We start from the raw sequence: 13,047 nt of genomic DNA on the forward strand, positions 1-13,047 counted from the left end.
AATTGTCACCGTGATTGTTACCTCTCTCGCTGTCGTGTTTCCTATAATGGAAAACGGGTAATACATTAAATACTTAAATTTGGAAGGTGGAGAATAATAAATGGGAAACAAAATGAAGTACGGTGCAGCAGTCATTGCGGCGGGTGTGTTGCTCACTGGCCTGGGTTGGAGTGGACAAGTGGTGGATGCCAGCTCTTCTAAAGCTAAAGTGACCGTAGCAGCTCAAAAATCTGCCAAATCGGAAGTTGCACTGAAATGGAACGGCAAGGCATTAACCCAGAAAGGGATGCTGGATCATGGCACCGTTTATGTACCGGCAACAGCAATACGGGATGCACTCGGGATTCCGTTAAAATATGATGCGAAAAACAGAACTTATACCATTGGCAATGGCTACAACAAACTGAGTGCAGCTGTTTACGCTGATAGTGAAATCGGCCTTACCGTGAACGGATATTATGTAGGGGAGCAGGGAGGCCAGATTGTGAATGGCCGCCTGTATATCCCATATAAAGTACTGAATGAGTACATGGGTGTTCAGGGACAATGGAATTCATCTCTTAAATCACTCAGCATGACCGCAAAGAAGCAAAATTCGATTACGATCAAGTCGGCGACGTTGAAGAAGAAGGTTCTAAATACGGAGGCTGTTGCGAATTATCCAGTGGTGAGCGGGCTTGAAAATGAACAGGCTCAGACGGAAATCAACAAGGTGCTGAAAAAGAATGCGGAGGATGTGATTGCTGGAGCTGAAGGAAACATCGGCACACAACCTCCATCCGGAAAGAAATTTCCGTATGAGTTTCAAGGGGATTTTGTGGTTCACTACAACGCACAAGGGTTGCTGAGCATTACGGCTTATGACTACTCTTACACTGGTGGTGCTCACGGTATGACTTTCCGCAACAGCTTTACGTTCTCGTTGAAGGATGGTAAACAACTTAAGCTTGGCGATGTCATCAACATGCAAAGCAAGAACAAGCAGAAGTTGAACAATTTTGTGTTGAACAAGTTGAAGAAAAACGAAGGCTACCTCGGCGGATTTAAAAGCGTGCCTGCCGATGCTGATTTTTACCTGAAGGATAACGCAGCAGTTCTGTACTTCCAATTGTACGACTACACAGCTTATGCTTATGGATTCCCTCAGTTTGAGCTTAATTTGAAGGAATGGAAGTAAGAATACTAATAATAAAAGGCATTCTCCGGATTGAGAACAAAGAGTGAAAGCTCTATTGCTCATTGACGGGGGATGTTTTTTTGTTTTGGAAATGACCTAGCCAATAACCCGTCAGTCCTGCTTCTTCAGTGGCCTCCTTTTTAGGCAAGGATTTTTTTGTGAAGTAAATAGCAAATCCCAGCACGACAATAAATAACAAAATCCTTACATTTCTTTTAGTGATCATCTAAGATGCTTCTTTCCTTATTTTTATCAAGAATATCGTAAACTTTGGATGTTGAATATTTGGTACAAATGAGGTTTGTATGATTTTCATTCATTACAATTTGTTTGATTTTGCTAATTGTTGGCATCGAAATTGTCACCGTGATTGTTACCTCTCTTGCTGTCGTGTTTCCTATAATGAAAACGGGTAACACAGTAAATACTTAAATTTGGAAGGTGGAGAATAATAAATGGGGAACAAAATGAAGTATGGTGCAGCAGTCATTGCGGCGGGTGTGTTACTCGGTGGTTTGGGTTGGAGTGGACAAGTAGTGGATGCCAGCGCATCTAAAGCTAAAGCAAACATAGCAGCTCAAAAAACTGTCAAATCTGAAGTCGTGCTGAAGTGGAACGGGAAGGCATTGAACCAGAAGGGGATGCTCGATCACGGCGCAGTCTATGTACCAGCAACAGCAATACGGGATGCACTAGGTATTCCATTAAAATATGATACGAAAAGTAGAACTTATACCCTTGGAAATAGCTACAACAAACTGAGTGCAGAGGTCTACGCTAATAATAAAATCTACCTTACCGTGAACGGATACGTATATAATGTAGGGGGGCCTAACGTGGACGGATACTTATGCTATTTAAAGGAACCGGGAGGCCAGATTGTGAATGGCCGCCTGTATATACCGTATAAAGTACTGAATGAGTACATGGGTGTACAGGGGCAGTGGAATTCATCTCTTAAATCACTCAGCATGACCCCAAAGAAGCAAAATTCGATTACGATCAAGTCGGCGGCGTTGAAGAAGAAGGTTCTAAATGTGGAGGCTGTTGTGAATTATCCAGTGGTGAGCGGGCTTGAAAATGAACAGGCTCAAGCGGAAATCAACAAGGTGCTGAAAAAGAACGCGGAGGATGTGATTGCTGGAGCTGAAGAAAACCTCGGCCTGGAACCTCCATCCGGAACGAAATTTCCGTCTGAGTATGAGTTTCGAGGGGGTTTTGTAGTTCACTACAACGCACAAGGGTTGCTGAGCATTACAACTGATGAATACTCATACAGCGGCGGTGCGCACGGCATGACTTTCCGCAAAAGCTATACGTTCTCGTTGAAAGATGGCAAGCAGCTCAAGCTCGGTGATTTCATCAACATGCAGGGCAAGAACAAGCAGAAGCTGAACAATCTTGTGTTGAACAAGGTGAAGGAGGACGGAGGCTACCACCCCGGTGAATTTAAAGGCGTGCCTGCCGATGCTGATTTCTATTTGAAGAACAACGCAGCTGTTCTGTACTTCCAATTATACGAGTACACTTCATATGCTTCTGGTTTCCCTCAATTTGAGCTTAACTTGAAGGAATGGAAGTAAGAATATTCATAATAGAAGGCATTCTCCGGATTGAGAGCATAGAGTGAAAGCTCTATGCTCATTGATAGGGGATGCTTTTTTGTTTTGAAAAAGACCTAGCCAATAACCTGTCAGTTCTGCAAGGATCGCAATTCCTAAGTAAATCACCATTAGGGTGAAATCAGATGGGATATTAAGAAATGACCTCAGTCCGTAGAGCGGAAAAGCATAAATGAACGCAAAGGGGATGAACACGATAAACCATTTTGTTAAATAACCGAGCCCCAGAAACAATAGCCCGACTGCCCAATACATTGAAAACCACCGAACGAAAAAAGATTGACCGGTTACCGAAAAAAAGGCCGATATCCTATATGGATATCAGCCCTTTAAATATTAATTGCCTGGCGTTGGTGTCTTTTCAAGCACTTGGTCAACGAGACCGTATTCTTTAGCCTCACTAGCCGTCATGAAATAGTCACGATCGGTATCCTTCTCAATACGTTCCAGCGGTTGGCCTGTGCGCTCTGCAAGGATGTGGTTCAGCTTATCGCGCATTTTCAGAATGCGGCGAGCACGGATTTCAATATCCGTCGCTTGTCCCTGTGCTCCGCCCAGAGGCTGGTGAATCATAATTTCGCTGTTCGGCAGCGCGAATCGCTTGCCTTTAGCTCCAGCATTCAGCAGGAAAGCCCCCATGGAAGCAGCCATGCCGACGCAGATGGTGGACACGTCAGGTTTGATAAACTGCATTGTATCAAAAATAGCCATACCAGCAGTAATGGATCCGCCAGGGCTATTGATGTAAAGATGAATGTCCTTCTCAGGATCCTCTGCTGCCAAGAACAGCATTTGTGCAATGATGGCATTGGCAACAACGTCGTTTACGTCAGAGCCGAGGAAGATAATGCGGTCTTTCAGCAATCTGGAATAGATGTCGTACGCCCGCTCACCGCGGTTGCTTTGTTCAACGACCATAGGTATGAAACTCATATAGAAAACCTCCCCTTAAATGCATTCCTCATTAAAATACTGTTACCGTATTACCCAAATAATAAACAATTTCAACCATAAAGTCAAAGATAGTCAAACTATTGGTTAAAAAAAAGAGCCGTCATAGGCACTTATGGGTAAACAGTATATAGAGTTCTGAAAATAAATGGCGCGCCCGCGAGGAATCGAACCTCGATCTCAGGCTCCGGAGGCCTACGTCATATCCATTGGACCACGGGCGCAAAATAGCAACGAAGATGATTATACCGCATCTTTTTCTAAAAGACAAGAAGCTGGAAAAAACTTTCCGAATGAGCCTTATATGGAGAGTATACTTTCATTATTCCGAATATGAAGCCGTTCACATTTTCCCGGCAAAAAGGATTGAATAATGGCAGATTTTCATCACATGAATGGACGGGTATACCACCAATGCATAAGAATGCTTAGGGCTGAGAAATATACATTCGGAACACTTGCAACCATCATAAATATTGAGTAGAATAAAGGTGGGACTCAAAACGTTTGACTGGGACATTTTGCGACCATAGAGAAGGAGATCCAAGACGAAGTTGCAGGAGTGGAAAGCATGCGTAATTTATTAGAAATACAAGAGCAGCTTCTGCCCGATCTCATGGACACTCTCAAACGAAGGTATACGATCCTTCATCAGATCAAGTTATCCGGAATTGTTGGGCGCAGGACACTTGCAGCATCGCTGGCAATGACCGAACGTGTGCTGAGGGCCGAAACGGACCTCTTGAAAGCACAGGGGTTGATCGAGATTGAGACGCTTGGGATGAGGGTCAGCAGTGCCGGAACGAACTTGCTGGAGCAGCTCGAGCCGGTGATGAAGGACCTGTTCGGATTAGCCGACCTAGAAGAAAAAATCCGCGAGGCTTATGGGCTACGCAAAGTGGTTATTGTCCCGGGTGACAGTGAGTCTTCAACCGATGTGAAACGTGAACTTGGCAGAGCTGGAGCAAGAGCGCTTCTGTGCTTTGTTGACAACGGAGACATTATCGCGGTAACGGGTGGATCAACGCTCGCCGAAGTGGCAGAGCAGATGACGCCGTCGTCGGTCGGCCCTTTGAAAGATTCGTGGTTCGTACCTGCAAGAGGTGGTTTGGGTGAGAGCATGGAGATTCAAGCGAATACCATCGCATCCAAGATGGCCAAGAAGGTGGGAGCCGAATATCGGCTACTGCATGTGCCTGATCTGCTTAGTGACGATGCTTATCAGTCTTTGGTTCAGGATCATCATATCCAGGACATTGTGGATGTTATACGCAGATCATGCGTGATTGTTCACGGCATCGGAGATGCTATGGAGATGGCTCACCGCCGGAAGCTTGATGAGAAGTCGATTCAGGACTTGAAAGCGGAAGGGGCAATTGCTGAATCCTTCGGTTACTATTTCAGTGAAGAAGGTACGGTCGTTCACAAAATGCTAACCCTTGGGCTGCGGCTTGAGGATATTATGCGGACGGAGACGATCATCGGAATTGCAGGTGGACGCAGTAAGGCCAGAGCTATTCACGCCGTATTGAAATTCGGGCACGAAGATATTCTTGTTATCGATGAGGCTGCAGCGCTCGAGATCGAGAAGTGGCTGGATCAAACGGCGGGGCTGTAGTAAGAACTTTAACGTAAAGCATCTATACTAACTTTTGTTGTCTTGACGGACCTAACGGTCTGTCTTGAATAAATAAAAAACTTTCACTATATGGAGGGAAATACTCATGGTTAAAGTAGGTATTAACGGTTTTGGACGTATTGGACGTAACGTGTTCCGCGCAGCGCTGGACAACAAGGATGTTGAAATTGTTGCAATTAACGATTTGACAGATGTAAGCACGCTGGCACACCTTTTGAAATATGACACTACTCACGGCAGATTGAATGCAACAGTAGAAGCTAAAGAAGGCGCACTGGTAGTTAACGGTCGCGAAGTAAAAGTATTTGCAGAGCGTAACCCAGAAAACTTGCCTTGGGGAGAATACGGCGTTGAAATCGTTGTTGAATCCACAGGTATTTTCACAGCTAAAGACAAAGCTTCCGCTCACTTGAAAGGCGGCGCTAAGAAAGTTATCATCTCCGCTCCTGCTACTGACGAAGATATCACAATCGTTATGGGCGTTAACGAAGACAAATACGATCCAGCTAATCATACAGTAATCTCCAACGCTTCTTGCACAACGAACTGCTTGGCTCCATTTGCAAAAGTTCTGGACGAAAACTTTGGTATCGTAAAAGGTATGATGACAACTGTTCACTCTTACACGAATGACCAGCAAGTACTTGACCTGCCGCACAAAGACCTTCGTCGTGCTCGTGCAGCAGCTGAGAACATCATTCCATCCACAACTGGTGCAGCTAAAGCCGTTAGCTTGGTTCTGCCACAGCTGAAAGGCAAGTTGAACGGTATGGCTATGCGTGTACCTACGAAGAACGTTTCCGTAACTGACCTTGTTATCGAAACTTCTAAGAACGTAACTAGAGAATCCGTAAACGAAGCTTTGAAAGCTGCTGCTAACGGTCCTCTGAAAGGTATCATGAACTACTCCGAAGAGCCGCTTGTATCCAGCGACTACAATACAGATCCAGCTTCTTCCACTATCGACTCCCTGTCCACTATGGTAGTAGGCGATAACATGGTGAAAGTCGTTTCTTGGTATGACAATGAGTGGGGCTATTCCAACCGTGTTGTTGACCTCGCAATCTACGTTGCAAGCAAAGGTCTGTAATATCTGATCTAAACCATCAATCGAAGAGGGGTTCCCTATGGCGCTCCTCTTTGGTTTTGTGATTTATATATTTTCATGTTTTCATGCCAGAGTACTGGGAAGAATAGATAAAACCGGACTCTAAACATAGAGAGAGAACGAGAGCAGTCTGCTGTCGGCGAGGAGAATAGTTTCTTAGGAGGAACGTGGAGATGAACAAGAAAAGTGTACGTGATGTGGAAGTAAGCGGCAAACGGGTGTTTGTCCGCGTCGATTTCAATGTACCCCTCGAGGATGGAAAGATCACCGATGATACTCGGATTCGTGAAACCCTGCCGACCATTAATTATTTGGTGGAAAAAGGCGCTAAAGTTATTTTGGCCAGCCATATGGGACGTCCGAAAGGTCAAGTAGTAGATTCCATGCGTTTGACACCTGCTAGCGAACGTTTGTCCGAGCTTCTTGGCAAACCGGTAGCGAAAGCAGATGAAGCGGTTGGGGATGCAGTAAAAGCACAAATTGCTAACATGAAGGACGGCGACGTTCTTGTGCTTGAAAACGTTCGTTTCTATCCTGGTGAAGAGAAGAATGATCCGGAGCTTGCGAAGCAGTTCGCTGAGCTTGCAGATCTGTTCGTGAATGACGCTTTTGGTGCAGCACACCGTGCACATGCATCGACTGAAGGAATCGCGCATCTTCTTCCGGCTGTATCCGGCTTGCTGATGGAGAAAGAACTGTCCGTATTGGGCAAAGCCCTTTCCAACCCGGATCGTCCGTTTACCGCGATTATTGGCGGCTCGAAGGTTAAAGACAAAATCGATGTGATCAACAACTTGCTTACGCTGGCTGACAACGTCATTATCGGCGGTGGACTTGCTTACACGTTCTTCAAAGCTCAAGGCCATGAAATCGGTCAATCCCTCTGCGATGATTCCAAACTGGATACCGCACTGGGCTTTATCGAGAAAGCAAAAGCATTGGGCAAGAACTTCTACCTCCCGGAAGACATTGTTGTTTCGGATGATTTCAGTGCCGATGCCAACACGGATATTGTTGATATCGACGGCATTCCTGCAGATTGGGAAGGCGTAGACATCGGACCGAAAACACGTGCGAAATATGCAGAGGTTATCAAAAACTCGAAGCTGGTTGTATGGAACGGGCCTATGGGCGTATTCGAAATCGAACCGTTCTCGAACGGTACTCGTGAAGTAGCTCAAGCTTGTGCAGACACAGAGGCTTACACGATTATCGGTGGCGGTGATTCCGCAGCAGCTGCAGAGAAGTTCCATTTGGCTGACAAGATGAACCACATCTCTACAGGCGGCGGCGCATCTCTTGAGTTTATGGAAGGTAAAGAGCTTCCTGGTGTTGTGGCACTGAACGATAAGTAGTATTTCTCGAAGAAACACCGTCGCCCTTTGAAAAGGACGCCGAAGTCGTTTCTACTTGTATAGAGTAAGCTATCGCAAAGAAGCAGGTCCCCCATAATATGGGGGGAGTAAGAGTAAAGGAGTGAATCGTGTGAGAACACCTATCATAGCCGGCAACTGGAAAATGTTCAAAACTGTTCCGGAAGCCAAAGCATTCTTTGAAGAGGTAAAAGGCAAAGCGGAAGTCGAGGGCGTGGAAAGTGTGATCTGCGCGCCGTTTACGAACCTTCCTGCGCTTGTTGAAGCTGCTAAAGGCACGAACATCAAGATTGGCGCACAAAATCTGCATTTTGAGGAAAATGGCGCATTTACCGGCGAAATCAGCGGTGTCATGCTGCAGGATCTGGGCGTAGACTATGTCATTATCGGACATTCGGAGCGCCGTCAATATTTCGGCGAAACGGATGAGATTGTGAATAAAAAAGTCCATGCGGCTTTCCGTCACCGTCTTCTTCCGATCGTATGTGTCGGCGAGAAGCTCGAAGAGCGTGAAGCTGGCCAAACGAAGGACGTATGCAAAGTACAGACGGAAGCAGCTTTTGCAGGAATTCCTGCGGATCAGGCTGTTCATGTTGTGATTGCTTACGAACCGATCTGGGCAATTGGAACAGGTAAATCCTCCACAGCACAGGATGCTAACGAAGTAATCTCTTACATCCGTGACCTTGTGAAAGGAATGTACGGTGAAGATGTGGCCGCTCAGGTGCGCATTCAATACGGCGGCAGTGTGAAGCCTGAGAATGTAACTGAGTATATGGGTCAAAGCGACATTGACGGCGCGCTCGTTGGAGGAGCCAGCTTGCAGCCAGCCTCTTTCATCCAGCTCGTTGAGGGGGCGAAGTAAGATGTCAGCACCAAAACCCGTAGCTCTGATCATCATGGACGGATTCGGGCTGCGTAACACCACTGAAGGTAACGCGGTCTCCCAAGCTAACAAGCCGAACTATGATCGTTATTTGAAGCAGTACCCGAATACAACGCTGACGGCTTGTGGTGAAGCAGTAGGCCTTCCGGCAGGACAGATGGGTAACTCCGAAGTGGGTCACCTGAACATCGGAGCTGGACGGATCGTTTATCAGGACTTGACCCGGATTACGAAGTCGATTCGCGAAGGTGAATTTTTCGAGAATGAAACCCTCGTAGAAGCAATCCGTTCCGCTAAGAAAAACAATAAGAAACTGCATTTGTACGGCCTCGTATCCGATGGCGGCGTTCACAGCCATATTGAGCATATGTTCGCTATGCTGGACCTTGCCAAGAAGGAAGGTATGCACGAAGTGTACATCCATGGCTTCATGGATGGACGTGACGTGGCACCGGACAGTGGTAAGCAGTTTATTAAAGACTTGATCGCTAAGATCGAGGAAGTCGGCGTTGGCAAAATCGCCACCGTATCGGGACGCTATTATGCGATGGACCGTGACAAACGTTGGGACCGCGTAGAGAAAGCTTACCGTGCGATGGTGTACGGCGAAGGCCCGAAATACACTGATCCACTGAAAGCAATCAATGAATCTTACGAGAAATCGGTTTATGATGAATTCGTAGAGCCAACTGTCATTGTAGATGATCAGGGCAATCCGGTGAGCCTGGTGGAAAGCGGAGATTCTGTAATCTTCCTGAACTACCGCCCAGACCGTGCGATCCAGCTGTCCCAGGTATTTACGAACAAGGATTTCCGTGGATTTGACCGTGGACCTAAGTTTCCGCAAGATTTGCATTTTGTCTGCTTGACCTTGTTTAGCGAAACGGTAGAGGGCTTTGTTGCGTACAAGCCGAAGAACCTCGACAATACGCTGGGTGAAGTGCTGGTGCAGAACAACAAGAAGCAGCTGCGTATTGCAGAGACGGAGAAATACCCACACGTCACGTTTTTCTTCAGCGGCGGCCGTGATGTTGAGCTTCCGGGCGAGACACGCGTGCTGATTAATTCGCCGAAGGTGGCCACGTATGACCTACAGCCAGAGATGAGCGCTTATGAAGTGGCGGATGCTTGTGTGAAGGAGATCGAAGCGGATAAACACGATGCGATTATCCTGAACTTTGCCAACCCCGACATGGTAGGCCATTCCGGCATGTTGGAACCAACAATCAAAGCAGTTGAAGTGACAGACGAATGTGTCGGCAAAGTGGTGGATGCTATCCTTGCTAAAGGCGGCGTTGTCCTCATTACAGCTGACCACGGCAACGCAGATATGGTATTCGATGAGAACGGACGGCCATTTACAGCTCATACAACGAACCCGGTTCCGTTTATCGTCACAGACGAGAACGTAACCCTGCGTGAAGGCGGTATTCTTGCTGATATCGCACCGACCATTTTGGATCTGATGCAGCTTGAGAAGCCGGAAGAAATGACCGGAACATCTATGATTGCAGCCCGCAAATAGATTAATCAAATCACTCTGAAATAAATCACATTAAAAGGAGACTATATCTATGACTATTATTTCCGACGTATACGCACGCGAAGTCCTTGACTCCCGTGGTAACCCGACTGTAGAAGTTGAAGTATATCTGGAATCCGGTGCAATCGGACGCGCTATCGTTCCATCCGGTGCTTCCACTGGTGTTCACGAGGCTGTTGAGCTTCGCGATGACGACAAATCCCGTTACCTGGGCAAAGGTGTTCTGAAAGCTGTTGAGAACGTAAATGAAATTATCGCTCCAGAAGTAATTGGTATGGACGCTTTGGATCAACTCGGCATCGACAAGCTGATGATCACTTTGGACGGAACTCCGAACAAAGGCAAGCTGGGCGCTAACGCTATCCTGGCTGTATCCATGGCTGTTGCTCGTGCAGCTGCTGAAGCTCTGGACCTCCCGCTGTATGTTTACCTCGGTGGATTCAATGCGAAACAGCTTCCAGTACCTATGATGAACATCGTTAACGGTGGCGCACACGCTGACAACAACGTTGACGTTCAAGAGTTCATGGTACTGCCTGTTGGCGCACCAAGCTTCAAAGAAGCACTTCGCATGGGTGCTGAAATCTTCCACAACCTGAAATCCGTACTTAAAGGCAAAGGCCTGAACACTGCAGTTGGTGACGAAGGCGGTTTTGCTCCTAACTTCACATCCAACGAAGATGCATTGTCTTCCATCATCGAAGCTATCGAGAAAGCCGGCTACAAGCCAGGCGAAGACGTATTCCTCGGTATGGACGTTGCTTCCACTGAGTTCTTCAAAGATGGCAAATATGTTCTGGAAGGCGAAGGCAAGTCCTATACCCCTGCAGAATTCGTTGACCTGCTCGCTTCTTGGGTTGATAAATACCCAATCATCACCATCGAAGACGGATGCTCCGAGGACGATTGGGAAGGTTGGAAATTGCTTACTGAGAAATTGGGCAACAAAATTCAACTCGTTGGTGACGACTTGTTCGTTACGAACACAGAGCGTCTGGAAAGAGGTATCAACGAAAATATTGGTAACTCCATCCTGATTAAAGTTAACCAAATCGGTACGCTGACTGAAACATTTGATGCGATCGAAATGGCAAAACGCGCTGGTTACACAGCAGTTATCTCCCACCGTTCCGGTGAGTCCGAAGACAGCACTATTGCTGACATCGCGGTTGCTACAAACGCTGGTCAGATCAAAACAGGTGCTCCTTCCCGTACTGACCGTGTTGCGAAATACAACCAATTGCTTCGCATCGAAGATCAATTGGGTGAATTGGCTCAATACAACGGCTTGAAGTCGTTCTACAATTTGAAGAAGTAATAATATATGAAAAGACCAGCTCCTTTTTTATGGAGCTGGTCTTTTTTGCGTTGTCATAGGGGTGCTTAGGATGGGGCTGCACATTTTGCTTATGGAGCTGGGGGGCGGTGCGTGTATCATCTCCGGTCGCTGTTAAAATCGGGAAACTGGGAATGAATAGGCTAGGGAAGTTTCCCGATTTTAAAGGCGAACGCGTTGCTCCTCCGACGATACACGCACCTGTACCAGGGGAGAAGGTGTGCAACCTATTGTAGCGTCCCATGGGAGCGCAAAGAAAGCCCAGCTCGATGCGGTAGCATGAGCTGGGCTTTTGGGTGTGGGCGGGGAAGAATTGAAGGATGCTGCACACTTGGCTTGAGAGCTGAGGGCGGTGCGTGTATCGTCTCCGGCCGCTGTTAAAATCGGGAAACTGTGAATGAGTAGGCTAGGGAGGTTTCCCGATTTTAAAGGCGACCGCGTTGCTCCTCCGACGATACACGCACCTGTGCCAGGGGAGGAGGTGTGCAGCCCTTGATAGCGTCTCATGGAAGCGCAAAGAAAGCCCAGCTCGGTGCGGAAGCATGAGCTGGGCTTTTGGGTGTGGGCGGGGAGGATGCTGGGAGTATGGCTGCACACTTGGCTTGGGAGTTGTGGGCGGTGCGTGAATCGTCTCCAGTCGCTGTTAAAATTATATTTACATATATAGGATAATTTAATAATATTATGATAATTCATGACCGGTAAATACATTAAAATCCATGAGTATATTAGTGCCCATTGCAGAGGAACTGTGTTGTGATCTACGCAATAGGTTTTAAAAACAGACTGGAGGGAGAAGTGGGACAATTGAAAAAAATTCGCGTGATTGGCACAAGTTTGATTTTATTAGCTTTTATTATCTCAATCATCTTTGTAGTGGTGAGCTATACTTCGTCCAAAGGACTTCCGCCGCCAGAGCGGGTCACATTGGAGAACGTGATGGATTCACAGCAAGTTACGATTGACTTCACTGAGAGACCTACCGTTTTTATATTTTTCACTTCATGGTGCCCCTCTTGTATTGAAGATGCCCCCAAAATCATGAGTATGCACGAAAAATACAAGGATCAGGTTAACATTTACGGAATCAATGTAACGAACCGGGATGAGAAAAGAGAGGTAAAGAAATATGTATATAAGTATGCAATTAAATATCCAGTTTTGTTGGATAAAGAGGGAGATTTATACGCGCAATACGGCGGAAAAGGATTGCCGTCGTTATATTTTTTAGATGGGCAAGGGAAGATCGTTAAGGAAATTATTGGATCATCAGATATAGATATTATTGAACAATCATTCGTTAATCTTATTGGAGTATATGATTAAAAAGAGAGGAGTTTCCGCTTGGCATAGCGCAAAGAAGCCCAGCTCGGTGCGGTAGCCATGAGCTGGGCTTTTGGGTGTGGGCGGAG

At 46.6% G+C, this 13,047-nt stretch carries 11 protein-coding genes and 1 tRNA gene; 9 read left to right on the forward strand and 3 right to left on the reverse strand.

What is annotated here, in order from left to right; genetic code table 11:
* The first annotated feature begins 100 nt into the window (after window positions 1-100).
* Entirely contained in the window at window positions 101-1,177 is a 1,077-nt protein-coding gene (locus MNQ98_RS01110; protein ID WP_241931516.1) for a stalk domain-containing protein, read from the forward strand.
* A gap of 52 nt (window positions 1,178-1,229) precedes the next feature.
* On the opposite strand, the gene MNQ98_RS01115 is transcribed toward MNQ98_RS01110, so the two are convergent.
* Window positions 1,230-1,403 carry a hypothetical protein gene (locus MNQ98_RS01115; protein ID WP_241931517.1) on the reverse strand — a complete coding sequence of 58 codons (174 nt, stop codon included), beginning with the start codon at window positions 1,401-1,403 and terminating at the stop codon, window positions 1,230-1,232.
* Window positions 1,404-1,632: 229 nt separating this feature from the next.
* On the opposite strand from MNQ98_RS01115, the gene MNQ98_RS01120 reads away from it, so the two are divergent.
* Window positions 1,633-2,760: a PdaC/SigV domain-containing protein gene (locus tag MNQ98_RS01120; protein ID WP_241931518.1), complete on the forward strand. Its 1,128-nt coding sequence runs from the start codon at window positions 1,633-1,635 to the stop codon at window positions 2,758-2,760.
* Window positions 2,761-3,135: 375 nt separating this feature from the next.
* Here the strand turns inward: MNQ98_RS01120 and clpP are convergent, their stop codons facing one another.
* Entirely contained in the window at window positions 3,136-3,732 is a 597-nt protein-coding gene (gene clpP / locus MNQ98_RS01125) for an ATP-dependent Clp endopeptidase proteolytic subunit ClpP (RefSeq protein ID WP_241931519.1), read from the reverse strand.
* Between the two features lie 167 nt (window positions 3,733-3,899).
* Window positions 3,900-3,974 (reverse strand) — tRNA-Arg (locus tag MNQ98_RS01130).
* Between the two features lie 347 nt (window positions 3,975-4,321).
* Here MNQ98_RS01130 and MNQ98_RS01135 point away from each other — a divergent pair.
* The 7 genes from MNQ98_RS01135 (at window position 4,322) to MNQ98_RS01165 (ending at window position 12,961) form a co-directional block, all read left to right on the forward strand.
* Entirely contained in the window at window positions 4,322-5,368 is a 1,047-nt protein-coding gene (locus MNQ98_RS01135; protein ID WP_241931520.1) for a sugar-binding transcriptional regulator, read from the forward strand.
* A 106-nt stretch (window positions 5,369-5,474) separates the two neighbouring features.
* On the forward strand, window positions 5,475-6,479 hold the full coding sequence (gene gap / locus MNQ98_RS01140) for a type I glyceraldehyde-3-phosphate dehydrogenase (RefSeq protein ID WP_241931521.1): 1,005 nt from the start codon (window positions 5,475-5,477) through the stop codon (window positions 6,477-6,479).
* A 191-nt stretch (window positions 6,480-6,670) separates the two neighbouring features.
* The gene (locus MNQ98_RS01145; RefSeq protein ID WP_241931522.1) at window positions 6,671-7,852 is read left to right on the forward strand and encodes a phosphoglycerate kinase; all 1,182 of its coding nucleotides are present in this window, start codon (window positions 6,671-6,673) and stop codon (window positions 7,850-7,852) included.
* A gap of 130 nt (window positions 7,853-7,982) precedes the next feature.
* Window positions 7,983-8,735 (forward strand): triose-phosphate isomerase, encoded by a 753-nt coding sequence (tpiA, locus tag MNQ98_RS01150; RefSeq protein WP_241931523.1) that lies wholly within the window; start codon window positions 7,983-7,985, stop codon window positions 8,733-8,735.
* Between the two features lies 1 nt (window position 8,736).
* Entirely contained in the window at window positions 8,737-10,281 is a 1,545-nt protein-coding gene (gene gpmI / locus MNQ98_RS01155; RefSeq protein WP_241931524.1) for a 2,3-bisphosphoglycerate-independent phosphoglycerate mutase, read from the forward strand.
* A 49-nt stretch (window positions 10,282-10,330) separates the two neighbouring features.
* Entirely contained in the window at window positions 10,331-11,617 is a 1,287-nt protein-coding gene (eno, locus tag MNQ98_RS01160) for a phosphopyruvate hydratase (RefSeq protein WP_241931525.1), read from the forward strand.
* 825 nt (window positions 11,618-12,442) lie between these two features.
* On the forward strand, window positions 12,443-12,961 hold the full coding sequence (locus MNQ98_RS01165) for a TlpA family protein disulfide reductase (RefSeq protein ID WP_241931526.1): 519 nt from the start codon (window positions 12,443-12,445) through the stop codon (window positions 12,959-12,961).
* Window positions 12,962-13,047: the final 86 nt, after the last annotated feature.

Source organism: Paenibacillus sp. N3/727, from assembly GCF_022637315.1.
Classification (GTDB): domain Bacteria; phylum Bacillota; class Bacilli; order Paenibacillales; family Paenibacillaceae; genus Paenibacillus_AQ; species Paenibacillus_AQ uliginis.